This window comes from Marinobacter sp. CA1 (assembly GCF_020546665.1).
GTDB lineage: Bacteria > Pseudomonadota > Gammaproteobacteria > Pseudomonadales > Oleiphilaceae > Marinobacter > Marinobacter xestospongiae.
On sequence record NZ_CP071785.1, the window covers coordinates 3,481,796 to 3,505,410 of the forward strand.

The following is a 23,615-nucleotide window of genomic DNA, read 5'->3' on the forward strand; positions in this document are numbered from 1 at the left end:
AGTCAATCTATCGCTCCCACCCGGTCAAAGGTGGGCAGACTGGTCAGCGACTTCCAGTGCATCCAGATGGCAAAAGCTTTGCCAACCACCAGTTCATCGGGGACGGTGCCCCAGAACCGGCTGTCGTTACTGTTGTCCCGGTTGTCACCCATCATGAAATAATGGCCTTCCGGCACCACCCACTCACCCTCACCGGCGCCACTCTGTCGGCCCAGGGTCAGGAAGATGTCATGCTCCACATCCCCCAACCGTTCCCGCCGCAACTCCACCGGCGGCAGCTTGGCGACAAACTGGCTCTCAACCTCCTCACCATTGATGTAGAGGGTCTTGTTACGGTAGCGGATGCGATCACCCGGCACTCCGATCACTCTCTTAATATAGTTGGTCTCGCCATCCTCCGGCACCTTGAACACCATGACATCCCCTCGCTGGGGGTCACCGATGTCAACGATCTTGGTCCCGATGACAGGCAGGCGCAGCCCGTAGGCGAACTTGTTGACCAGGATGAAGTCATCGACTTCCAGGGTGGGCAGCATGGAGCCGGAGGGAATGGTGAAAGGCTCGACCAGAAAAGAACGCAGGACCAGGACGATGGCCAGCACCGGGAAGAAGGAGCGGCTCAGGTCCACCAGATAGGGCTCCCGGCTTTCCTCGCCGTCGTCATCCAGGGCCGCGCTATCGGCGTTGGCCGCCGATGCCGCGCCATGACTGGCCAGCCGTCGCGGTTTGAAAAACACCACGTCCGCCAACCAGACCAGCCCGGTGGCAAAGGTCAGCACCACAAGAATCAGCGGGAAATTGATATCCATCAGGGATGTCCCTAGTTGTCTACTTTCAGTACGGCAAGGAACGCTTCCTGGGGTACTTCCACATTACCCAACTGTTTCATGCGTTTTTTACCTTCTTTCTGCTTCTGCAGCAGCTTTTTCTTACGGCTGACATCGCCGCCGTAACACTTGGCGGTGACGTTCTTGCGCAGCGCCTTCACGGTGACCCGGGAGACAATCTGGTTGCCAATCGCAGCCTGGATCGCGATGTCGAACATCTGCCGCGGAATCAGCTCTTTCATCTTTTCCACCAGCGCGCGACCGCGGTAATGAGCCTGCTCGCGGTGCACGATCAGCGCCAGCGCATCCACGCGGTCGCCGTTGATCAGCACATCCAACCGTACCAGGTTGGCCGGATCAAACCGCACAAACTGGTAATCCAGAGAGGCGAAACCTCGGCTCGCCGACTTGATGCGGTCAAAGAAGTCCAGCACCACTTCCGCCATGGGCAGCTCATAGGTGAGCTGTACCTGGGTCGCCAGGAAGTGCATATTCTTCTGCACACCGCGCTTTTCCTCACACAGCGCGATGACGTTGCCCAGATGCTCCTGGGGAACCAGGATGTTGGCTTCAACAATCGGCTCCCGCATCTCTTCGATGGAGCCAATATCCGGCAACCGTGACGGGTTATCCACCGACACGGTCTCACCCTGGGTGGTGACCACTTCATAGATTACCGTGGGCGCTGTGGTGATCAGCTCGAGGTTATACTCCCGCTCCAGCCGCTCCTGGATAATCTCCATGTGCAGCATGCCCAGGAAGCCACACCTGAAACCGAAGCCCAGGGCATCCGAGCTCTCCGGCTCGAAGAACAGCGAGGCGTCGTTCAGCGTCAGCTTTTCCAGCGCGTCACGAAAATCGTCGTAATCATCGGAACTGATCGGGAACAGACCCGCATAAACCTGGGGCTTGACCTTCTGGAAGCCCGGCAGCGGCGTCGCCTCTTCCGCGCCTTTCTGATGCACGATGGTGTCCCCCACCGGCGCACCATGAATATCTTTGATGCCAGCCACCACAAAACCGACGTCGCCGGTGCTCAGTTCGCCGGTATCGGTCAGTTTGGGGTTGAAGATACCAACCCGGTCAGCGTTCCAGGCGCGGCCAGTGGACTTGATCACAATCTTGTCGCCCTTGCGGAGTCTGCCCTGAGTGACGCGAACCAGCGACACCACGCCCAGGTAATTGTCAAACCAGGAGTCGATGATCAACGCTTTCAGGGGGGCGTCAATCTCTCCGGCCGGGGGCGGAATACGCTTGATGAGGTCTTCCAGTACGTCTTCAACGCCGAGGCCGCTCTTGGCGGAACAACGCACCGCATCGGCCGCTTCTATACCGATGATGTCCTCAATTTCCTGAGCCACCCGCTCAGGCTCAGCCTGGGGCAGGTCCATCTTGTTGAGCACCGGGACAACTTCCAGCCCCTGCTCAATGGCGGTGTAACAGTTCGCCACGGACTGGGCCTCAACCCCCTGCCCCGCATCCACCACCAGCAGCGCCCCTTCACAGGCATACAGGGAACGGGACACCTCGTAGGAGAAGTCCACATGCCCAGGAGTATCGATGAAGTTCAGCTTGTACTCGATTCCGTCACGGGCCTTGTAGTTCAGCGTGACACTCTGGGCCTTGATCGTAATGCCGCGCTCACGCTCAAGATCCATCGAATCGAGCACCTGGGCGGCCATTTCCCGCTCGGTCAGACCACCGCAGATCTGAATAAAGCGGTCTGCCAGCGTGGATTTGCCGTGATCAATATGGGCAATGATGGAAAAGTTACGGATTCGGCTAAGATCAGTCACAGACAATGGGTACTCGTGTAGGACGATACAGACGAGCCCGCATGGCCAGACAGACGCCTGACCGTGCCGCCGGGATGTGTAGGGCGGCGGATGCCCTGCGGGCTCAGCAACGCGCTGATTCTACCGGTTACCGCCCGCCATTGCCATGATCAGGACATCAGTGGCCGCTCATACTGCCGTACCAGGAAGCCGATCAGTGCATCCTCATCCAGCGGATGGCTGAACAGGTTACCCTGGCACTGGGTGCATCCGGCAGACTTGAGGAAACTCAGTTGCTGCGGTGTCTCCACCCCTTCTGCCACCACCGTCAAATGCAGCTTGCGGGCAAGCGCGATGACTGCCGAGGCAACGTCGGTGGCACTGACGTTGTAGGGGATATCGCGGATAAAGCGGTCGTCGATCTTGACCACATCCAGCGGCAACTGTTGCAACGCCGCCAGCGAGCAGGCCCCGGTGCCAAAGTCGTCCAGGATCAAGCACACCCCGAGATCGTGCAACGCCCCCAGCAATTCCTGAAGCCGCCGCGGGTCCTCATTCAACAGTTCCGCCGGCAGCTCCAGCTCCAGCCGTTCCGGAAACACACCGGTCTCGGTGATTACCTGACGGAACATGTCCAGAAAACCGCTGTCGGTGACCTGGCGCGCTGACAGGTTGACCGCCACCTTGAGGTCTTCAAACCCGGCCCGCTCCAACGCCTGAATCTGGATGCAGGCCTGGCGCAGTGCGACCTCACCGAGGCGCACGATCATTCCGGTTTCTTCTGCCAGGTGAATAAACTGCTGCGCGGACACCAGCCCCTTCTCCGGATGCTGCCACCGCAAAAACGCCTCTACGCCGAGCACTTTCTCTGTCGCCAGATCCACCTTGGGCTGGTAGTGCAGGACGAACCGATCAGCCTCCAGCGCCGTGGCCAGTTCTTCCTGCTGCAACAAGCGCCGAGCCGCCTTGATGTTCATCGCCGGCGTAAAGAACTGAAAGTTATTGCGACCGCATTCCTTGGCCCGGTACATCGCCAGATCGGCGTATTTCATCAACGCACTCGGGTCTTCACTGTCGAACGGAATCATGGTGACCCCGACGCTGGCGGTTACACCAACCTCGTGCTCATTGAGACGGATGCGCTGGCACAGCCGCCGGAGCACCGTCTCCGCCACCTTGGCAACGGCCTCCGGGCCACTGATCCGTGACAACAGCACCACAAACTCGTCGCCGCCCAACCGGGCCACGGAGTCCTCCTCCCGCACGCAGCCGGTCAGCCAGCGTGCCACCTGTTTCAGCAGTTCGTCACCGGCATCGTGGCCCAGGGTGTCATTTATCCGCTTGAAACCATCCAGATCCAGCAGCATCAGCGCCGCCGGCTCTTCGGTACGCCGGCTGCTGCGCACCACATGGTTGAGGCGATCCCGGAACAGCTGGCGATTGGCCAGACCGGTCAGGGGGTCGTAGAACGCCAGTCGATGCAGTTCCGACTGGGCCGCTTTCAGCTGCGTCAGATCCCGCAGGCTCAACACCACCCCGTCTACGCCGGGCACCGCCAGCATCGACGTGTAGGTCCCTTCCATCACCCGCCACTCGCCACCGGCATCCCGAACCCGTGCCCGCACCATCGGCAGAGACTGTCCCGAACTGGACCGGGCCTCGCGGAAGCCGGCTTCCAGCCGGGGCCAATCCTCCCCGTGCACCAGCGCCGACAGTTCCATGGCCTGAACCTGTTCCGCGTCGAAGCCCAGAATGTCCTTACTGGACGGGCTGACGTATCGGGCACGGCCATCCTCAGTCAGCACCAGAGTCACATTGGCCGCGCCCTCGGTGATGGCGCGATACTGCCCGGCACTGATCTGCGCCAGCAACCTCGAGCGGATCAGCACGAGAGCGAAAGCAAACAACAGCAAACTGATCACGACCCCAGCCAGCAGCACGATGGGGGGACGAGGGTCCGAGGCCAGGTAGTCAAAAGCCGGAGTGGAGCGGGTTTGCAGCAACCAGGTTCGACCGCCATGGACAATGCGCTGGGTCTTCTCAAAGCTGAACTCGTTGTCCAGCGACCCCAGATTGGAACCGTACATCAGGTCGTCACGGCTGGCCGCCTCAGCATCGTAGATGCGCACGTCGAGAAACGGTGAAATCAACCCGACAATGCCGTCAATCAGGGTATTCATCCGAAACGCACTGAATACAAAACCCTTGAGCAGGGCCTGACGCTCGGTTGCGTTATCCGGCGTGCGTCCACCCTGGTAGATCGGGTAATACATCAGGAAACCGGCCTGGTCTTCGGCCACTTCCTCCTGCACCAGGACCAGCTTGCCGGTAATCATCGGCTGGCCCCGATCCCGAGCCTGCGCCATCGCCCGCCGGTGCACCGGATCGGTAAAGGAATCATAGCCATTGGCCCGCCGGTTCTGGTGGCTGGCCGGCTCCATGAACACGATCGGGTGATATTCATTGCGCTCACCGATGGGCTGGATGGTGTAATCCGGCATGCCCTGCCCCCGCGCCCACGCCAGATGCTGGTCAAGATTCCAGGCCTTGACCCGCTCCGCATAGCCAATGCCCTGAATCCCCGGGTAGTAACGCTCAATGTCGACACTTTCAATGTAGGTGTGCCAGTCCAGGCGATTGAGCTCAGGCGATACCGCAAACAACCCGGCAGAACCTGCCAGCACCTGCTCGTAGTTCAGCAGACGCTCTTCAATGGCTGTTTTCAGCTGCAACGACTGGGTACGGAAACGGGCCTCGGTGCGATCCTCAACCAGCCGCACCGACACATGCCACAACACCGCAGTGGCCAGCAGGCAGATGGTCAACAGACACCAGGCAATCCAGGCATGACGAACCCGCAACAGGTCACCGAGGGAAAAATCCTTGGAATTCATCATGGCGGTGGTCCCGGTCCTTGGCGATAGGGCGCAACGCGACGAGCTTTAAAGGTCGGTGGCCGATGGGCAGAGGGGGAGCCGACCAATCCAGGCGGGCACAGGCTCCTTAGCGCCTGCAACTATAACAAAAACACCCGCCGGCCGTCGCCTTTGACGACAGCCAGCGGGGACTGGTTCTCATACGCCGGATTAGGGTTTCATCACCAGGTAGATAGCTCGACCCTGGCGAATGACCCGGACCGACACCGCCTTGCCCTGGGGCAGATCGCTGATGGCAGAGCGGAACTCACTGACGGAGGTCACCGGCTGACGATTGATCTCAGTGATGACATCCCTCGGCCGGATGCCGGCATCCAGCGCCGCACCACGGCCAACGTCGGTGACCACCACACCACCATCAATGCCGAGGTCGTTGCGGAGTTTCTCCGGCAGTGACTCAATCACCAGCCCCAGCGGCGCGGTGGACGATCCCTGGGCCGGCGCTCCGGTGCTGCTGCCCCCCTCATCGGGCAACTGGCCGATGGTGACCTCCAGCTCAATCCGGTCACCGCCGCGCAGCACGTCCAGTGTCGCGGACTCGCCCACCGGGGTACGTCCAACCATTGGCGGCAGGTCGGAGGACAGACTGATCTCGTCATCCTCGTAGGCAAGCACGATGTCACCGGCCCGAAGTCCTGCACGCTCCGCCGGTGAGCCAGGCATCACCTCCGCCACCAGGGCACCGCGTGGCCGGCTCAGACCGAACGACTCCGCCAGATCCCGGTTGACCTCCTGAATCAGCACGCCCAACCAGCCGCGGGACACGGAGCCGCTGTCACGCAGCTGACGGAACACGTTCATGGCGTCGTCGATGGGAATGGCGAAAGACACCCCCATAAAGCCGCCGGAGCGGGTGTAGATCTGGGAATTGATCCCCACCACTTCACCGTCCAGGTTGAACAGCGGCCCGCCGGAATTGCCCGGATTGATGGCCACATCGGTCTGAATGAACGGCACGTAGTTCTCTGACGGCAGCGAACGCCCCAGGGCGCTGACAATGCCCGCGGTTGCGGTGTAGTCAAAGCCAAACGGGGAGCCGATGGCAAGCACCCATTCGCCGGTCTTCAGATCGCTGGAGCGACCGATCTGCACCACCGGCAGATCGTCACCGTCATTGATCTTGAGCACCGCCAGGTCCGAACGTGGATCGGTACCCACCAGGGTGGCATTGAGTTCCCGACGATCGCTCAGGCGCACCACTATCTCGTCCGCACCTTCCACCACATGGTTATTGGTCAGCACATAACCGTCCGACGAGACGATAAAGCCAGAGCCCATGGACTGCCGGGGCGCTGACTGTCCCGGCCCGCGACCGAAGGGCGCGCCATGACCACCGAAAAAGTCCTGGAAGAACTCCGGTAACTGCTCAAACTGGCGTTGATTGAAGGGGAGGCGACGCCCCTGGGCGGAAGGTGCCTGGGTGGTACTGATGTTCACCACGGCATCGGCGTTGTCCTCAACCAGGTCGGTAAAATCCGGCAGCCCTCGGGCGGCGGCGGCAGGCATCGCCAACAGCGATGCCAGGGAAAACAGCAGCAGCGCAAAAACTGCGTGAGGGTGTCGGCAGGAAACCACAGATTCAAACCAAGATCTTGACATCTCGAACTCCCCAGTGATTTGTTCTGCTTACCTATTCTGTGTCCGGAGCGGCAATTTTCAACTTACGGATCAGTAGGATTTATCGTCAGAACCTGATCGTGGCCCGCGTCGATGCGGAGCAGCCGCGGACAGGCCTGAGCAGACAACCGCCGCCCCCGCCGCCGGGCGAGCACAAAGCCCACGCCCAGGCCGGCCAGACCGGAAACCACCGCCGCACCGTCCACGTTGGGTAGCAACCAGTCACCGCACAGGGTGCCTGCCACAAACAGCACCAGGGGCAGGCCGTAGACCAGCAACGATGCCTGCAGCAACGCCGCTTCAGGAATCCCCAGAGTCACCCGGTCTCCCACCCGGGCGCCCAGGTGGTTATCCACCGCCACCTGATTGGCACGACCACCGCTGACTTCCGCCAGCAGTTTCTGGCCACACCCCTGACGGGCCCGACAGCTTTGACAGGCACTCTGGCGAATGGTCTGCACCCACACCTGATCACCCCGCTCAGCCACCACCTGGCCAGACTCGGTGATCATGGCGCCGCGGCTCCAAAGGCTCCGGCGTCCTGCACCGCGACGGATTCCGCGACCTTCATCGCGGTCTGCGGCGGAATCTCGCCAATGACCGTCACCAGAAAGGCTTGCTCACCGGCTTCCAACGGGCGCATGTAGGCGGTTGTCGCACCGATGCGAGACGCCCCGGTGGGCATATCCAGACGTCCGGCGGGCTCAACGAACACCGAAAACGCCGCCAGGCCATCAGAGAATGCCACCGCCTGCCCATCTCCGGATACCGGCGCCGCAGCCGGCAGGAATCCATCCGGCCGCCAGCCCAGATACCAGCCATCCATGCGGGGCGGCGGTGCCTCGCCTGCTGTCGCCGGCGGTACCCGTTGGCGGATTTCCTGACCATCCAGTTGTATCTCGAACTCACTGTCTGGTAGTGAGTCGGTAATCTCCAGATCGGTAAACTGAAAGCTCTCCAGTACGCTGCCGTCCTGCCCCCGGACATGGCTCTTGAGCAGCAGTCCGGTGTCTTTCTCCAGCCACAACCGGTAGCTGTACCGGTCGCCATCGCGGGCATTCAGGCCGACCACCTTGGCGCTGTAGCCGGCCACCCGGTCCTCACCAAGCAACTGGGGCTGATACCAGTCCCGGGTCAAGACCCGCTGGCTGGCGAAGGTATCGGCAAACGGGCCGGAGGGGGTCACCTGATCCAGCTTGACCCGACCGTGATCAGGCAAGACGCACACCACCTGCGTGCCCTTGCGAACAATTTCACCACTGGCGCCATCCTGCTGCACCAGACGCTCCTCCACCTGACCGTCGCGGTAACGATGGGCAATGCGCATGGAGCTGACCTGATCGCCCCGGGAATACACGAACACGCCCCGATAGGTGGTCATGTTCAACGCCGGCCCCAGCCGTGACAGCCAGGCTTCGGCGTCGTCACCAGCCGCTGACGACGCCGAGGCCAGCGATGGCAGCGTCACCATCACCAGCAGCCACAGGGCCCACCGCCGACAGCGGAAGCCCCAGGACACAGAGCTGATTGCATAGTTACTCATACCAACAAGGATCTCAGTAAGCCGGCGCGGAAACACTGGCCAGGCGGGCATAGCCCACCGCGCCACGGCCCGCGGCCACGCTGTTATGCTGGGCGTGCTCCAGCAGGTAGCGGCTCAGCTGCTCCCACTGCGCATCATCCAGCCGCTGCAGGGCAACCTCCGGCACGGCAACACCGGCACCGACACCCGCACCACGCGGCTGTTCACTGACCACCGGCACATAGCCGTCGGCGCTGTAGGGCCCCCAACTGCTGCCCATACCAAAACCCACCAGCAAGCCGGCAAACACCATCGCTACCGCCGTCCAGTGCCAGTTCTTGCGCCGGTCACCGGTCACCGCAACAGCCACATTCGTGGCAGCATCGGTTTCATCAACCTGCGGTCCGTGCAGGGCCTGCCGCACCTGGGCACTGATGTCGATAGCGTCAGTGTTGATACCGTCAGACCCGTGACCGTCATGGAGCAGGTCACGCACGGTCTGCCACCGCTGCCACTGCGCCCGCACCTCGTCCTGGTCGGGGCAGGCAAGCACACGCCGGACCGACAGCTCATCGGCCTGGTCGTCCAGCATGGCTGAGAGTGATTCCTTCAGACGTTCATCCATGGAATGGCACCTCGCTTACCACTTGCCGTATCGGCGTTTGATTCATACATATGTCCTCAGCGCCCCTCCAGCAGGGGCCCAAGTTGTCGATCCACCGCATCCCGGGCCCTGAAAATCCGCGACCGTACGGTACCGATGGGGCACTCCAGAATCCGGGCGATGTCCTCATAGCTGAGCCCGTCGTATTCCCGCAGCAGGAAGGCGGACCGCAACTCCTCCGGCAACCCGGAAATCGCCTGACGCAATGCCTGCTGAAGCTGCTCGCGCTGCAACAGGCCTTCGGGAGACGCGTTGTCCCGCAGCCGCACACCATCATCGAAGTTCTCGGCTTCGGACGAATCGGCGCTGCCTTGGGGACGTCGCCCACGGGCTTCGAGGTAGTTCTTGGCGGTGTTGACCGCAATCCGGTAGAGCCAGGTATAAAAGGCACTGTCGCCACGGAACCGGTCCATCGCCCGGTAGGCCTTGACGAAGGTTTCCTGGGCCAGATCCATGACTTCCTGGCTGTCGTAGACGTAGCGGCTGATGATGGAGGCAACCCGCGACTGGTACTTGATCACCAGCAGATCAAACGCCGACCGGTCGCCATTGCGCACCTTGCGGACCAGTTGCAGATCCGTCTGGCTGGTGGAGGTTTCCTCGCCGTGCTGGTCAGAATCCGGGGTCATGGATGGGCTGCCGGGGGTCCGTCGGTTGATGGCCACAGGGCCTGAAATCTGTCGGTTCGAGAGCGTCATACTGATGTCGTATCCGGCGAAACAGAAAAGCAATCAAGAGCTTCAACAGCCTCACGGAGAAGGCTGCCACCCATCTGGCCAAATAGACAGCACGCGCAAAGTTTAGTTCAATACACCTCTTCATTATGGCCCGTGACCCCGACCCGATGCCACAGTCTTACGAATACGATGTTCTGATCATCGGCAGCGGCGCTGCCGGACTCACTGTCGCCCTCAACCTGCCCCGGCACCTGCGGATTGCCGTGATCAGCAAGGCCGATATCAGCAGCGGGGCCACCCTGTGGGCCCAGGGCGGCATTGCCGCCGCGCTCGACGATGAGGACTCGGTCGAACACCACATCAACGACACCCTCAATGCCGGTGCCGGCCTCTGCCACGAGGATGCCGTTCGCTTTACCGTGGAAAATGCCCGCGAAAGCATCGACTGGCTGGTGGACAGCGGTGTCGACTTTACCCGCGATGAAAACGCCGAACTGCACCTGACCCGGGAGGGGGGACACAGTCACCGGCGGATCATTCATGCCGCCGACGCCACCGGCCACGCCGTTTCCACCACCCTGACCGAGCAGGCCCAGGCCCGCGACAACATCGACCTGATGTCCCGCCGGGTGGCGGTGGACCTGATCACCAACCGCAAGCTGTCGCTGCCCGGCAACCGCTGTGTCGGCGCCTACATCCTGAATCTGGACAACAACCACGTAGAGCTGTTTCAGGCCCGCTTCACGGTGCTGGCCACCGGTGGTGCCAGCAAGGCCTACCGCTACACCACCAATCCGGACGGCGCCTCCGGCGACGGCATCGCCATGGCCTGGCGCGCGGGCTGCCGGGTGGCCAACATGGAGTTCAACCAGTTCCACCCCACCTGCCTGTACCATCCCCACGCCAAATCGTTCCTGATCACCGAGGCGGTACGGGGCGAGGGAGGTCACCTGCTGCTGCCCGATGGCAACCGCTTCATGGAACGTTTCGATCCACGCGCGGAACTGGCTCCGCGGGACATCGTCGCCCGTGCCATCGACCACGAGATGAAGCGCCTGGGGGCCGACCATCTGCTGCTGGATATCAGCCACAAGCCCGCGGACTTCATTCGCCAGCACTTCCCGACCATCCATGAGAAGTGCCTCGGATTTGGCATCGACATCACCCGCGACCCGATCCCGGTGGTACCGGCGGCCCACTACACCTGCGGTGGCGTGGTGACCGACGATCGCGCCCGGGCAGATATCAGCCAACTCTATGTGGTGGGCGAAGCCGCCTTTACCGGTCTCCACGGCGCCAACCGGATGGCCAGCAACTCGCTGCTGGAGTGTCTGGTGTATGGCCGTGCCGCAGCCGCCGACATCGCCAGACGCGAGAGCGATATCCCGCCACCTCCGCCGGCGCCGGACTGGGATGAATCCCAGGTACGGGATTCCGACGAAGACGTGGTGATCTCCCACAACTGGGATGAACTGCGTCACTTCATGTGGGACTATGTCGGCATTGTCCGCACCACCAAACGGCTACAGCGGGCCAAGCACCGGGTGGACCTGCTCGCCAGTGAGATCAGCGAGTTCTACTCCAACTACCGGGTCTCCAACGATCTGCTGGAACTGCGTAACCTGGTGACCGTGTCGGACCTGATCATCTGCTCCGCCCTGCAACGGCGCGAGAGCCGCGGCCTGCACTACACCCTGGACTACCCCGGGCTGTCTCCGGATGTCCGGGATACCCTGCTGGTCCCCACCAACTACCGGACCGACACGCCCTGAAGCGTGCCATCCCCGAACCCGAACAGGATCACCGATGTCTGACAAAACCGAATTCAACCGCCTCTTCTGGCACAGCCGCCGTGGCATGCTGGAGCTGGACGTGCTGCTACTGCCGTTCCTCAAGGAGGTCTACCTGGACCTCCCCGCCGAGGACCAGGCCCGCTACCGCAAGCTGCTGGATTGCGAAGACACCGACATGTTCGAGTGGTTCATGCAACGCAGCCGCCCCGAAGACCCGGACCTGCAGCGGATCGTCGACATGATCCTGAACCGTGTCCAGCCGGACTGAACTGACTCTGATGCCTTCCCGGGCAGCCGGTACGCTGGCTGCCCTGCCCTGGCTGGTGCTGTCCCTTGGCGCCCTGGCACTTGGGCTGACCCAGACCACTGTGTTACTGGTAGTGCTGCCCCTGACTCTGGCAGGTGCGGCGATGGCATTTCGCCGCCAGGGCCTGCTGCTTGGCCCCAAAGCTGTGCACACCCTCAGCCTGCGCCAGGGGCAACTGTGGGCCGGAGATGGCAATCAGCCACCAGTGGCAGTTACCGTCAGCCCAGAGAGCCGTATCAGCGCTCGCCTGGCGCTCTTGAAACTGACACCACTCACCTCCAGATCAGGCAGCAAGACCCTGCTGCTCCTGGATCTTGGACCTCATTGCCGCAACGTTCCCCAGGAGCCCTTCCGTCACCTGCGCACCTGGCTCAGGTTGGGGTAGCCGCTGCCCCGGGTACCACCCCGGCAGCCCGGCAACGTACATTCGCAAGGAGACCGACATGACCGACAAGACACCGGCACAGGCCGACCAATCACTGCCGACCCCCGCATTTGCCGTTGTCAGCGACCACCTGGTGGCGCGGGTCAGTGGTCCAGACGCCCGAAGCTTTCTCAACGGCCAACTCAGCCAGAGTCTGGATGACGTCACAGCAGTGCACTCACCACGAGCCGCTGCCAGTACCCACAAGGGCCGCGCGTATGCCCTGTCCCGCTTGGTCAGTGACGGCGATGACATCCTTCTGAGTCTCCAGCGGGACTGCGCCGACGACGTCATCAAGGCTCGCCTTGGGCGCTTCCTGATGCTTTACCGTGGTACCGAGATGGTGGAAGCCGAGAACATCACCGTCCTGGGTCTGCTGGGCGCGGAATGGGCCCAGTGGCTGGCGCCAGAGGCAAACCTGCAAGCGGTCGGTGACACCGTGCAGATCCACGGCCATCATCTGATTCGGACCGAGGATACCGCCGAAGGTCTGGTGCGCTTTGAGTTCTGGCAACAGGGTCCTCTCACCGGAGAGCTGGCCCACCCGTTCAGCGATGACCGCCTGACCACCCTCACCAACTGGCAGGCCTCGGAGATCGCCGCCGGAGTCCCGGCCTTGACGCCAGACAGCCAGGAACAGTACGTCGCCCAGATGCTGAACTGGCAACATCTGAACGGGATTCACTTCAAAAAAGGCTGCTACACCGGCCAGGAAGTGATTGCCCGCATGCATTTCCTGGGGCAGCTCAAGAAAAGCCTGTTCCGCCTGAAGGCCTCGGCCGGCGGCGCTGCGCCCGTCACAGGCACCCCGATCCTGGCCGGTGACAAGGCGGTCGGCGAAGTGGTCAATGCGGTTGGGTTCAGCGATGGCAGCGCGGAGCTGCTGGCAGTCCTGCGGCACGATGCGTCCCAGGGTTCCCTGCAACTGGCCACGAATGGCCAGGAGCTTACCGTGATGCCACTCCCCTACGCGGTACCCGAGCGGGAGTCAGATACATAAGTTGACAGGCAAGCGACTCAGAATTTGCTATAAATGAAGGTAGCTTAGGGGGTCTTACCGACGCCCCACAGGGGTGTGACATCGACCCCGCAGACTCGCCTGTCGGCGCTGCCACGTCCCTCCGATGATTCTTTGCCAAGGAACCTGTAGCCCATGTCAACCATCGCCGAGACCATCAAGAACGATCTTGTCGACGCCATCGAAAACGACAAACTGGTCCTGCCAACACTGCCAGAGGCAGCTCTGCAGGTTCGCGAGATCGCCGAGTCGGACGACTCCTCGATTGCAGACCTGGTCAAGGTGATCAGCAACGACACCGCCCTCTCCGCCCGCCTGATCCGGGTCTGTAACAGCCCGCTGTTCCGGGGCGCGCGGGCCATCGAAAACCTCAACATGGCGGTCAGCCGTCTGGGCATGGCCTACACCAGCAACCTGGCAATGGGCCTGGCAATGGAGCAGATGTTCCAGGCCACCTCCGACATGATCGACAAGCGCCTGCGCGCCACCTGGCAGAGCAGCACCGAAGTTGCCGGTATCTGCCACGTGCTGGCCCAGCACTACACCCGCCTCAAGCCGGACCAGGCGACCCTCGCCGGCCTGGTACACCTGATTGGCGTGCTGCCGATCCTGCGCTATGTCGAGGATCAGGACCTGCAGATCAGCAGCCTGATGCTGGACAACGTGATCGAGGAGCTTCACCCCCGCATTGGCAGCCTGATCCTCAAGAAATGGGATTTCCCGACGGAGCTGCAATCCGTACCCGAGGAATACCAGAACTTCCAGCGCCAGGTTCCCAGCGCTGACTACGCCGACCTGGTCATGGTGGCCAACCTGCAGCGGGTGGCCGGCAGCGAGCATCCCTGGACCGAACTGGACTGGAGCACCATCTCCGCCTTCGACCGCCTGGGTCTCGATCCGGAGATCGATATGAGCGAAGAGGAAGATCTCAACGCCCAGATGGAAGCCGCCATGGCGTTGCTGCAGTAACCACAGCCCCGCCAGACAGCAGAACGGGCGCCATTGGCGCCCGTTTGTGTATCCGTCCCATTCGAAATCGCCGACGGGCTATTCAGGGTGTTTGCGATAGCGCGCCAGCAGCTCTGCCTTGGTTGGCAATTGCCAGTTGACCGGCGGCCGGCCCTGCTGCTGCAGCCAGGCGTTGGCCTGGGAAAAGTGGCGACAGCCGAAGAAACCACGATAGGCACTGAGCGGTGACGGGTGTGGCCCTTCCAGCACCAGGTGACGCTCACGGTCGATCATCTTGCCCTTCTTGCGGGCATAGCTGCCCCACAACAGAAACACCACGCCCTGCCGCTCACGGTTGATGATGTCGATCACGCGGTCGGTAAAGGTCTCCCAACCTCGCCCCTGATGGGCCCCGGCCTGGCTCTGGACAACGGTCAGCACGCTGTTGAGCAGCAGCACACCCTGCTCCGCCCAGGGCTGCAGACAGCCATGGTCCGGGATAGTAATCCCCAGATCCTGCTGCTGTTCCTTGAAGATGTTCACCAGCGACGGCGGCGGCGGCACATCCGGCCGGACGCTGAAACACAGGCCATGGGCCTGGCCCGGGCCGTGGTAAGGGTCCTGCCCCAGAATCACCACCGCCACCTGCTCCAGCGGCGTGCTGTTGAGGGCATTGAAGCAGTGCTGGCTGGCGGGGAACAGGACCTTGCCGGCCTCCTCTTCGGAGGCCAGGAACTCCGCCAGCGACCGCATGTACGGCTGCTCAAATTCCGCCGCCAGGTGCGGGTGCCAGCCACGGTCCTGCCGCAGTTGAGCCGCCAGGGTTGCGACCGGATGCACGCTCAGTCCTCAGCCTGTGGCCCGGCTGCCTTGTGCTCCGGACGCATGGCAGGGAACAGGATGACATCACGGATGGACGGCGAATCGGTCAGCAGCATCGCCAGTCGATCGATACCGATGCCCTCGCCGGCGGTCGGCGGCAGGCCGTACTCCAGCGCGGTGACGTAGTCCTCGTCGTAGAACATCGCCTCATCGTCACCGGCGTCCTTCTCCGCCACCTGGGCACGGAAGCGCTCCGCCTGGTCCTCGGCGTCGTTCAGCTCCGAGAAGCCGTTGGCGATCTCCCGGCCACCCACGAAGAACTCAAAGCGCTCGGTAACAAACGGATTGCTGTCCAGACGACGGGCCAGCGGCGACACCTCGGTGGGGTATTCGGTAATGAAGGTCGGCTGCATCAGTCGATGCTCGGCGGTCCCCTCGAAGATCTCGATCTGCACCTTGCCCAGGCCCCAGCTGTCCTTCAGCGAGATACCCAGATCCTTCGCCACCTGGCGAGCACTGGCGTCATCTGCCAGCTGCTCGGCGGTCAGCTCTGGGTTGTACTTGAGAATGGCTTCCACCACCGTCAGGCGCTCGAAAGTCTTGCCAAAATCGTACTCAATGGTTTCTTCGCTGCCATCGGCCAGAGTCCGGGTATTGCTGACGATATCGCCACCCACAACAGCCCTGGCGGTCTCCCGAAGCATGTCCTCGGTCAGGTCCATCAGGTCGTTGAAATCGGCGTAGGCCTGGTAGAACTCCAGCATGGTGAACTCGGGATTGTGCCGGGTGGACAGCCCCTCGTTACGGAAGTTGCGGTTGATCTCAAACACCCGCTCAAAACCACCGACCACCAGACGCTTGAGGTACAGCTCCGGGGCAATGCGCAGGTACATGTCGATGTCCAGGGCATTGTGATGGGTAATGAACGGCCGTGCCGTGGCACCACCCGGGATCACCTGCAACATCGGCGTCTCCACCTCGATGAAGTCGCGAGCGGCAAAGTAGTTACGGATGCAGTTGATGATGCGGGACCGTGCCAGGAACACACGGCGGCTGTCCTCGTTGGTCATCAGGTCAACATAGCGCTGACGGTAGCGGGTTTCGGTGTCAGTCAGTCCCTTGTGCTTCTCCGGCAGCGGCCGCAGCGACTTGGTCAGCAGCACATACTCATCCATGGTGACGTAAAGGTCGCCCTTGCCGGATTTGGCGAGGGTGCCCCGAACCCCGATGATGTCCCCCAGATCCCAGTGCTTGGTCGCTTTCTGGACATCCTTGGTGGCGTACACCTGAATACGGCCAGACATGTCCTGCACCACCTTGAACGCCTTGCGGTCCAGCATCAGACGGCCAGCAATCGCCACCTGGATACCCAGCGATTCCAGCTCTTCCTTGCTCTTGTCACCGTATTTCTCCTGCAGTTCGGCAGCGGTGGCATCGCGACGGAAATCGTTGGGGAACGGCGAGCCCTGCTCCCGCAGTTCCGCCAGCTTGGCGCGGCGTTCAGCGATCAGTCGGTTCTCTTCCTGCTGGACGTCGGTCGGCGTTTGCTCAGTCATGGTTTCTCACTAACACTCTGGTAAAAGGAGGGATTGGGTGACCGCTGCGGCCACCCGTCCGGTTACAGCGCCATCTTCAGGCTGGCTTCGATGAACTTGTCGATGTCGCCATCAAGCACCGATTGGGTATTGCTGGTTTCAACCTTGGTGCGCAGATCCTTCACCCGGCTGTCATCCAGCACGTAGGAGCGGATCTGGCTGCCCCAGCCGATGTCGGCCTTGGCGTCTTCCTGCTTCTGCTTCTCGGCGTTGCGCTTCTGCATCTCGAACTCATACAGCTTGGCCTTCAGCTGCTTCATGGCCTGGTCTTTGTTCTGATGCTGGCTTCGCCCGGCCTGACAGGCCACCACAATACCGGTGGGGTTGTGGGTCAGACGGACCGCCGATTCGGTCCGGTTTACGTGCTGACCACCGGCACCGGAGGCGCGATAGACGTCCACCCGCAAGTCGGCCGGATTGATTTCGATCTCGAAGCTGTCGTCCACTTCCGGCGACACAAAGACCGAGGAAAACGAGGTATGACGACGATTGCCGGAATCGAACGGCGACTTACGGACCAGGCGATGGACACCGGTTTCGGTACGCAGCCAGCCATAGGCGTACTCGCCCTGGAAGTGTACCGTGGCACTCTTGACGCCCGCCACTTCACCGTCCTGGGCCTCGACAATCTCGGTCTTGAAACCGTGACGCTCGCCCCAGCGCAGGTACATCCGCAGCAGCATGTTGGCCCAGTCCTGAGCCTCAGTGCCACCGGAGCCCGCCTGGATATCCAGATAGGCGTTGTTGGCATCCATCTCACCGGAGAACATGCGACGGAACTCCAGCTTCTGCAGGTCGCCATCGAGGCTTTCCAGATCGGCGACGATGTCGGCCACGGTGCCTTCGTCGTCCTCCTCAACGGCAATCTCCAGTAGCCCCTCGGCGTCATCGAGACCGGAGGTGAGATTGTCGATGGTCTTGACGATCAGTTCCAGGTCAGCCCGTTCCTTGCCAAGGGCCTGGGCCCGGTCCGGCTGATCCCAGACAGAGGGATCTTCCAGTTCGCGTTCTACTTCGACCAGTCGTTCACTGCGATGGTCATAGTCAAAGGTACCCCCTAAGCGCATCAGTGCGCTCACGAAGCTCTTTGATCTTCGTCACTATGGGATTGATTTCCATGAAACCGCTACTCATTGTCGGGAAATGGACAGACGTTCCCGCCGGGCAGGTCAGCCGTCCGCCGGAACGTAAAAAACAGAGGCGGCATTTTACCGGAAATCCGCCGTCAGATCAGCCAGCACGAGCCAGCGATCCGCGGATTGCCCCCGGTGTCCCGCCCGGTCGATTCACGGACCGGTCAGGCCGGCTCCAGATAGTCGATCAGTAACTGCAGATTGGTACGACCGCGGAAGGTGTTGGCGTCGGGCTTGTAGACAATCCAGGCGCCGGTGCGGGTGTAGTCCGGCACCTCGGGGCCGGTGTTGAAGGCAATACCGTCAACCACCTCGCCACCATGATCCGGCTGCAACACCAGCTTGAGGTGGTTCTCGCCGACGATGCGCTGACTGATGACCTGGAACCGGCCATCGAACAGGGGTTCGGGAAAGTGCTGGCCCCAGGGGCCGGCGCGCCGCAACAACAGCGCGGTGTCCAGGGTCAGCTCCTGTGGTTGCAGCGGCCCATCGGTGGTAATCACCGCTTCCAGGTCTTCGGCCTGCAGGCTGTCCCGCACCGCGGCGTCAAAAGCCGCCACGAAGGTGTCCAGATCTGCCCGGGCAATGGTCATTCCCGCCGCCATGGCGTGACCACCGAATTTCTTCAGCAACCCGGGATGCCGGGCATCGACCACCGCCAGGGCATCGCGGATATGCAGGCCGGGAATGGAACGGGCCGAGCCCTTCAGCTCCTGGCCGTCTTCGCCCGGTGCGAACGCCACCACCGGCCGGTGGGTCTGTTCCCGCACCCGCGCCGCCAGAATACCAATCACTCCCTGGTGCCAGTCGGGATCAAACAACGCCAGCCCCCAGGGCAGCCCGTCCTGATCCAGCGAGAGGTCGGCCAACAGATCCTGGGCCTGGCTCTTCATCTCCCGCTCGATGTTGCGACGCTCACGGTTGAAGGTATCCAACTCAGTGGCCAGCCGGCGGGCCTCATCGCGACCATCTGCCAGCAGGCAGGCAATGCCCACGCTCATATCATCCAGCCGGCCGGCGGCGTTGAGCCGCGGCCCCACCACAAAGCCCAGGTCGGTGGCGCTGATCTGGGAGTGATCCCGCCCCGCCACCTCCAGTAGCGCCAGAATGCCCGGTCTGGCCTCACCCTGGCGGATTCGCCGCAGTCCCTGCTCCACAAAGATGCGGTTGTTGTGGTCCAGCGGCACCACATCGGCCACCGTGCCCAGCGCCACCAGATCCAGCAGGCTGCCCAGATTGGGCTCCGGCTGGGGCAACAGGCCCTGCTCTCGCAGGTGTCGGCGCAGCGCGGTCAGCACATAGAACATCACGCCAACGCCGGCGGCATTCTTGCTCAGAAACTCACAACCAGGCTGATTGGGATTGACGATGGCATCGGCATCGGGCAACTGTTCACCCGCCAGGTGATGGTCGGTGATCACAACCTTCACCCCCAACTCACGCGCCACCCGCACACCGTCGAGGGCAGCAATGCCGTTGTCCACGGTCACCAGCAGATCCGGCAACGGGCCATCCTGCTGCAGCCGATGGAGGATGCCAGGGGTCAGGCCATAGCCGTCGGCAAACCGGCTGGGCACCCGGAAGTCCACCTGGTGCAGCCCCAGCATCGACAACCCCAGCATCGCCACCGCGGTACTGGTGGCGCCATCGGCGTCAAAATCACCGAGGATTATCACCGACTGCTGCTGACGAATGGCCTCCGCAAGCAGCTCTACAGCCCGCTCGATACCCCGCAGCTGCATCGGCGACGCCAGGTGTTTGAGGGTGTAGCTGAGCTCGGCATCAGAACGGACGCCTCGGGCCGCATAAAGCCGCCGCAGCAGTGGCGGCAGCTGTTCCCCCCACGCCGGTGGCTGTGCCGGCATGGGGCGTCGCAGAATCTTTCTGGAAGTCATAGAAACGGGGGGCAGGAGCCTGACCGCAAGGTCAGGCGTGTTTCCAGTGGTCAGCAATGAACGACTGTACAGCGGAAAGATCATTCTCCAGAACGGAACAACGCTCTTCCCGCTCGAACAGATCCGCCATATGCACCGGCAGCTCAGGCTTGATGCTCAGGCCGGACTCCGCAATGGCATCCGGGAACTTGGCCGGATGAGCCGTACCGAGAGTCACCATGGGCACCGCCGGGTCACGGCGGCAGTTGCGGGCCGCACGAACACCGATGGCGGTGTGGGGATCCAGCAGGTACTCGTTACGCTCAAACACTTCGCGAATGGTATCGCAGGTGAGCTTGTCATCCACCGCATCGCTGTCAAACAGCTTGCGGGCATGGCGCCAGCGGTAATCCTCGATACTGACCGGCCCCTGCTGGGCACGCTCAAGCAGATCCTTCACCAGCGCACCGTCGCGACCATGCAGATCGAACAACAGACGCTCGAAGTTGCTGGAGACCATGATATCCATGCTAGGCGACAGGGTGTGCTCCAGCTGATGCTGCTCGTAGCGATTGCCACTCATGAAGCGGTGCAGAATATCGTTGCGGTTGGTGGCGATCACCAGCTGGGAGATCGGCAGTCCCATCTTCTTGGCCAGATAGCCGGCAAAGATGTCACCGAAGTTCCCGGTCGGCACGGAGAACGCCAGGCTGCGGTCGGGACCGCCAAGAGCCAGAGAGGCATGGAAATAGTACACAATCTGGGCCATGATCCGCGCCCAGTTGATGGAGTTGACCGCCGCCAGCTGGGTCTTACCCCCCAGGAACGACTGATCACCGAAGCTTTCCTTGACCATACGCTGACAATCGTCAAAGTTGCCACGCACGGCGATGTTGTGGATGTTGTCCCCCAGCACCGTGGTCATCTGCCGACGCTGCACCTCGGAAACCCGTTCGTGCGGGTGCAGGATGAAGATATCCACATGCTCGCAACGGCGGCAACCTTCAATGGCCGCCGAACCGGTGTCACCGGAGGTCGCCCCCATGATCACCACGTGCTGCTTGCGTTTCTCCAGCACATAGTCCAGCAGGCGACCGAGCAACTGCAGGGCAAAGTCCTTGAACGCCAGGGTCGGGCCCCGGAACAGCTCCATCACCCATTCGTTGGTGTCGAGCTGGACCAATGGCGCTACCGCCTGATGAGCAAATTCCTTGTAGGTCTCCTCCAGCATGGCACGGAAGTCGTCAGCCGGAATGGCATCGTCCACGAACGGATGCATGACATTGAACGCCAGTTCGCTGTAGGACAGGCCACGCCAGCTGCGAATTTCCTCAATGCTGAAATGCGGCAGCGATTCCGGCACATAGAGACCACCGTCGGTCGCCAGACCGGTGAGCAGAACGTCCTCAAATCCCAATGCAGGGGCATCACCCCGAGTACTGATATATCTCACGATGGTTTCCTGTTAACTGAAGTTTTCTGCCCGGATGCGCACCACGCGGCCGTCCACGTCGGCCAGAGCCTCAAGTTCCTCGATCGCGAGGTTAACCTGCCGCTCTTGAACGGTATGGGTCAGGATGATGACCGGGATGCGGCCGTCCTCCAGTTCGGACTCCTTCTGAACGATGGACTCAATGTTGATGCCCTGCTCACTGAGGATCGAGGCGACCTTGGCCAGCACACCCGGGTGGTCCAGCGCCTGGATCCGCAGGTAATAGGCCGACTGGATTTCCTCCATCGGCAGCACGGGCAGGTCGGCCATGGCGTCGTTGCTGAAGCCCAGGTAAGGCACACGCTGGGTGCTGTTGTTGGCAACGGCACGAGCCACGTCCACCAAGTCCGCAATCACCGCTGAGGCAGTGGCTTCATCGCCGGCGCCGGGGCCGTAGTACATGGTCTGGCCCACCGCATCGCCATCCACCAGCACAGCGTTGAGCACGCCGTCTACCTGGGCGATCAGGTTGTCCTTGGGCACCAGAGTGGGATGCACCCGCAGCTCGATACCGCTGTCACGGCGACGGGCGATACCGAGGTGCTTGATGCGATAGCCCAGGCCTTCGGCGTGGGTGATGTCGTACGGGGTAATGCCGGAGATGCCCTCGGTGTAGGCTTTCTCGAACTGCAGCGGCACGCCGAAACCGGTGGACGCCAGGATGGTCAGCTTGTGGGCGGCATCAATGCCCTCCACATCGAAGGTCGGGTCCGCTTCGGCGTAGCCCAGTGCCTGGGCCTCTTTCAGCACGTCGGCGAACTCACGGCCGGCGCGCATCTCGGTGAGAATGAAGTTACCGGTGCCGTTGATGATCCCGGCAATCCAGTCAATGCGGTTACCTGCCAGCCCTTCACGAACCGCCTTGATCACCGGGATACCACCAGCCACCCCAGCCTCAAAGGCAACGATCACGCCCTTGGCCTCGGCAGCCTCAAAGATCTCATTGCCATGGACAGCGATCAGCGCCTTGTTGGCGGTCACCACGTGCTTGCCATTATTGATGGCGGTCATCACCAGCTCACGGGCGGTTTCGTAACCACCGATCAACTCAACCACAATGTCCACGTCCGGATCGTTGACGACGTCAAAGATATCGGTGGTAAAGGTAATGTCCCCCAGCTCCAGATCTTCGCGGGCAGTGCGGCTGGCAATCCGGCTAATTCGGATGTTGCAGCCTGCGCGACCGGCAATCTGGTCCGCGTTCCGCTTGAGGACATTGAAGGTACCGCCACCGACTGTACCCAGCCCGCAGATTCCGACATTGACGTCTTTCAAACTCTCACCTCTGTTCCTGTTGATTGGGGAACTCTTGACGCCTGATCACCGACCTGAATCTTTGCCGACCATCACCAGCTTCAAGAAGCTCCTTCGCTGTGGGACGGCATAGTATAACGACTATACCGGCCAATGTGTGCACATCCTGACCAGCCTGGCGCTTACAGTACGCCAAGCCCCTTGGCGAGCTGCTCCGCAGGGACATAGCCGCGAACCATGTTGCCATCTTCCAGCACGATGGCCGGCGTACCGGTGACGCCAAGCTGCCGGCCCAGTCGATACTGCTCCATTACCGGGTTGTCACAACTTGCCGGCGTCACTGACTCGCCCTGTTTGGCCGAATTCATCGCAGAGCGCTGATCCTCGGCACACCAGACCGATTCGTACTTGGCAAATGAGGAGGAACCAGGACCGGAACGCGGGAAGGCGTAATAGTTGACGGTGATGCCAAGCTCGTTGAGGCGGGGAACATCGGCATGAAGTTTACGGCAGTAGCCACAGTCGATGTCGGTGAACACGTTGATTGCCGCCTTTTGCTCGCCGTCGGCAGCAAAGCGGATCACGCCGTCATCGCCCATGTCTGCCAGGGCGTTGACCCGCAGTTCGGACTTGGTCGCCTCGGTCACATTGACCAGGCCGCCCTCGGTTACCTGCAGCAATTCGCCGCTGATCAGAAACTGGCCGTCAGCGGTGGTGTACACCACCTCATTCTGCTCGGTGATTACCTGATAGAGCCCCTCCGCTTCCGTTGGCTGGATATCCAGCTCCCCCAGCGCAGGCAGGGCCTGAGCAATCTGCTCGGCGATGGCATCCTCCACCTCGCCGGCAGAAACGGCCTGGGTAAAAAGTACCGCGCCGCCCAGGACGGTCAACGCCAGCAACCGGATCGCCTGTGTGCATACTGTCATAACGAATC

The 23,615-nt window shown here is 61.8% G+C and carries 20 protein-coding genes; 5 read left to right on the forward strand and 15 right to left on the reverse strand.

Annotated elements, in window-relative coordinates; genetic code table 11:
* Positions 1-2: 2 nt before the first annotated feature.
* The 8 genes from lepB to rpoE form a co-directional block, all read right to left on the reverse strand.
* Positions 3-809 (reverse strand): signal peptidase I, encoded by an 807-nt coding sequence (lepB, locus tag J2887_RS15895; RefSeq protein ID WP_227172075.1) that lies wholly within the window; start codon positions 807-809, stop codon positions 3-5.
* 11 nt (positions 810-820) lie between these two features.
* Positions 821-2,623 carry a translation elongation factor 4 gene (gene lepA, locus J2887_RS15900; protein WP_227172076.1) on the reverse strand — a complete coding sequence of 601 codons (1,803 nt, stop codon included), beginning with the start codon at positions 2,621-2,623 and terminating at the stop codon, positions 821-823.
* A gap of 149 nt (positions 2,624-2,772) precedes the next feature.
* Positions 2,773-5,499, reverse strand: coding sequence for an EAL domain-containing protein (locus J2887_RS15905; RefSeq protein ID WP_227172077.1), 2,727 nt, complete (start codon positions 5,497-5,499; stop codon positions 2,773-2,775).
* Between the two features lie 189 nt (positions 5,500-5,688).
* Complete coding sequence (locus J2887_RS15910) at positions 5,689-7,044, reverse strand: DegQ family serine endoprotease (protein ID WP_227176152.1); 1,356 nt, start codon at positions 7,042-7,044, stop codon at positions 5,689-5,691.
* A gap of 155 nt (positions 7,045-7,199) precedes the next feature.
* The gene (locus tag J2887_RS15915) at positions 7,200-7,667 is read right to left on the reverse strand and encodes a SoxR reducing system RseC family protein (protein WP_227172078.1); all 468 of its coding nucleotides are present in this window, start codon (positions 7,665-7,667) and stop codon (positions 7,200-7,202) included.
* Positions 7,664-8,698: a MucB/RseB C-terminal domain-containing protein gene (locus J2887_RS15920; RefSeq protein WP_324197221.1), complete on the reverse strand. Its 1,035-nt coding sequence runs from the start codon at positions 8,696-8,698 to the stop codon at positions 7,664-7,666. The genes J2887_RS15915 and J2887_RS15920 overlap by 4 nt, the downstream gene beginning before the upstream one ends.
* Before the next feature lie 13 nt (positions 8,699-8,711).
* The gene (locus J2887_RS15925; RefSeq protein WP_227172079.1) at positions 8,712-9,302 is read right to left on the reverse strand and encodes a sigma-E factor negative regulatory protein; all 591 of its coding nucleotides are present in this window, start codon (positions 9,300-9,302) and stop codon (positions 8,712-8,714) included.
* A gap of 56 nt (positions 9,303-9,358) precedes the next feature.
* Entirely contained in the window at positions 9,359-9,970 is a 612-nt protein-coding gene (rpoE, locus tag J2887_RS15930) for an RNA polymerase sigma factor RpoE (RefSeq protein WP_227172080.1), read from the reverse strand.
* Positions 9,971-10,185: 215 nt separating this feature from the next.
* Here rpoE and nadB point away from each other — a divergent pair, with 215 nt between their 5' ends.
* From nadB to J2887_RS15955, 5 genes are all read left to right on the forward strand, one after another.
* The gene (gene nadB, locus J2887_RS15935; RefSeq protein WP_227172081.1) at positions 10,186-11,790 is read left to right on the forward strand and encodes an L-aspartate oxidase; all 1,605 of its coding nucleotides are present in this window, start codon (positions 10,186-10,188) and stop codon (positions 11,788-11,790) included.
* Between the two features lie 34 nt (positions 11,791-11,824).
* The gene (locus J2887_RS15940) at positions 11,825-12,079 is read left to right on the forward strand and encodes a succinate dehydrogenase assembly factor 2 (RefSeq protein WP_227172082.1); all 255 of its coding nucleotides are present in this window, start codon (positions 11,825-11,827) and stop codon (positions 12,077-12,079) included.
* The gene (locus J2887_RS15945; RefSeq protein ID WP_227172083.1) at positions 12,063-12,503 is read left to right on the forward strand and encodes a hypothetical protein; all 441 of its coding nucleotides are present in this window, start codon (positions 12,063-12,065) and stop codon (positions 12,501-12,503) included. Before J2887_RS15940 ends, J2887_RS15945 begins: the two co-directional genes overlap by 17 nt.
* A 58-nt stretch (positions 12,504-12,561) precedes the next feature.
* A complete protein-coding gene (locus tag J2887_RS15950) occupies positions 12,562-13,542 on the forward strand; it encodes a YgfZ/GcvT domain-containing protein (protein ID WP_227172084.1) in 981 nt (326 codons plus the stop codon).
* 153 nt (positions 13,543-13,695) lie between these two features.
* Positions 13,696-14,529 carry an HDOD domain-containing protein gene (locus J2887_RS15955; protein WP_227172085.1) on the forward strand — a complete coding sequence of 278 codons (834 nt, stop codon included), beginning with the start codon at positions 13,696-13,698 and terminating at the stop codon, positions 14,527-14,529.
* Positions 14,530-14,607: 78 nt separating this feature from the next.
* On the opposite strand, the gene ung is transcribed toward J2887_RS15955, so the two are convergent.
* The 7 genes from ung to J2887_RS15990 all read right to left on the reverse strand — a co-directional run bounded on the left by ung (position 14,608) and on the right by J2887_RS15990 (position 23,607).
* On the reverse strand, positions 14,608-15,348 hold the full coding sequence (gene ung / locus J2887_RS15960) for a uracil-DNA glycosylase (protein WP_227172086.1): 741 nt from the start codon (positions 15,346-15,348) through the stop codon (positions 14,608-14,610).
* A 2-nt stretch (positions 15,349-15,350) separates the two neighbouring features.
* Entirely contained in the window at positions 15,351-16,886 is a 1,536-nt protein-coding gene (lysS, locus tag J2887_RS15965) for a lysine--tRNA ligase (RefSeq protein WP_227172087.1), read from the reverse strand.
* 62 nt (positions 16,887-16,948) lie between these two features.
* A protein-coding gene (gene prfB / locus J2887_RS15970) for a peptide chain release factor 2 (RefSeq protein ID WP_227172088.1) occupies positions 16,949-18,044 on the reverse strand; the annotation gives its coding sequence in 2 pieces (ribosomal slippage) (positions 16,949-17,971 and positions 17,973-18,044; 1,095 coding nt in all).
* Between the two features lie 178 nt (positions 18,045-18,222).
* Positions 18,223-19,953, reverse strand: a complete 1,731-nt coding sequence (gene recJ / locus J2887_RS15975) for a single-stranded-DNA-specific exonuclease RecJ (protein WP_227172089.1) — start codon at positions 19,951-19,953, stop codon at positions 18,223-18,225.
* Between the two features lie 31 nt (positions 19,954-19,984).
* On the reverse strand, positions 19,985-21,385 hold the full coding sequence (thrC, locus tag J2887_RS15980) for a threonine synthase (RefSeq protein WP_227172090.1): 1,401 nt from the start codon (positions 21,383-21,385) through the stop codon (positions 19,985-19,987).
* Between the two features lie 12 nt (positions 21,386-21,397).
* Entirely contained in the window at positions 21,398-22,699 is a 1,302-nt protein-coding gene (locus J2887_RS15985; RefSeq protein WP_227172091.1) for a homoserine dehydrogenase, read from the reverse strand.
* Positions 22,700-22,860: 161 nt separating this feature from the next.
* Positions 22,861-23,607, reverse strand: a complete 747-nt coding sequence (locus J2887_RS15990) for a thioredoxin fold domain-containing protein (RefSeq protein ID WP_227172092.1) — start codon at positions 23,605-23,607, stop codon at positions 22,861-22,863.
* Positions 23,608-23,615 lie beyond the last annotated feature (8 nt).

Excerpts from the sequence above, each read along its gene's own strand:
- J2887_RS15910 (WP_227176152.1), bottom strand. The coding sequence starts at position 7,044 with ATGCCTGCCGCCGCCGCCCGAGGGCTGCCGGATTTTACCGACCTGGTT.
- nadB (WP_227172081.1), top strand. The coding sequence starts at position 10,186 with ATGCCACAGTCTTACGAATACGATGTTCTGATCATCGGCAGCGGCGCT.
- lepB (WP_227172075.1), bottom strand. The coding sequence starts at position 809 with ATGGATATCAATTTCCCGCTGATTCTTGTGGTGCTGACCTTTGCCACC.
- recJ (WP_227172089.1), bottom strand. The coding sequence starts at position 19,953 with ATGACTTCCAGAAAGATTCTGCGACGCCCCATGCCGGCACAGCCACCG.
- lysS (WP_227172087.1), bottom strand. The coding sequence starts at position 16,886 with ATGACTGAGCAAACGCCGACCGACGTCCAGCAGGAAGAGAACCGACTG.
- J2887_RS15950 (WP_227172084.1), top strand. The coding sequence starts at position 12,562 with ATGACCGACAAGACACCGGCACAGGCCGACCAATCACTGCCGACCCCC.
- J2887_RS15925 (WP_227172079.1), bottom strand. The coding sequence starts at position 9,302 with ATGGATGAACGTCTGAAGGAATCACTCTCAGCCATGCTGGACGACCAG.
- J2887_RS15940 (WP_227172082.1), top strand. The coding sequence starts at position 11,825 with ATGTCTGACAAAACCGAATTCAACCGCCTCTTCTGGCACAGCCGCCGT.
- J2887_RS15920 (WP_324197221.1), bottom strand. The coding sequence starts at position 8,698 with ATGAGTAACTATGCAATCAGCTCTGTGTCCTGGGGCTTCCGCTGTCGG.
- J2887_RS15915 (WP_227172078.1), bottom strand. The coding sequence starts at position 7,667 with ATGATCACCGAGTCTGGCCAGGTGGTGGCTGAGCGGGGTGATCAGGTG.
- J2887_RS15955 (WP_227172085.1), top strand. The coding sequence starts at position 13,696 with ATGTCAACCATCGCCGAGACCATCAAGAACGATCTTGTCGACGCCATC.
- J2887_RS15905 (WP_227172077.1), bottom strand. The coding sequence starts at position 5,499 with ATGATGAATTCCAAGGATTTTTCCCTCGGTGACCTGTTGCGGGTTCGT.
- J2887_RS15990 (WP_227172092.1), bottom strand. The coding sequence starts at position 23,607 with ATGACAGTATGCACACAGGCGATCCGGTTGCTGGCGTTGACCGTCCTG.
- rpoE (WP_227172080.1), bottom strand. The coding sequence starts at position 9,970 with ATGACCCCGGATTCTGACCAGCACGGCGAGGAAACCTCCACCAGCCAG.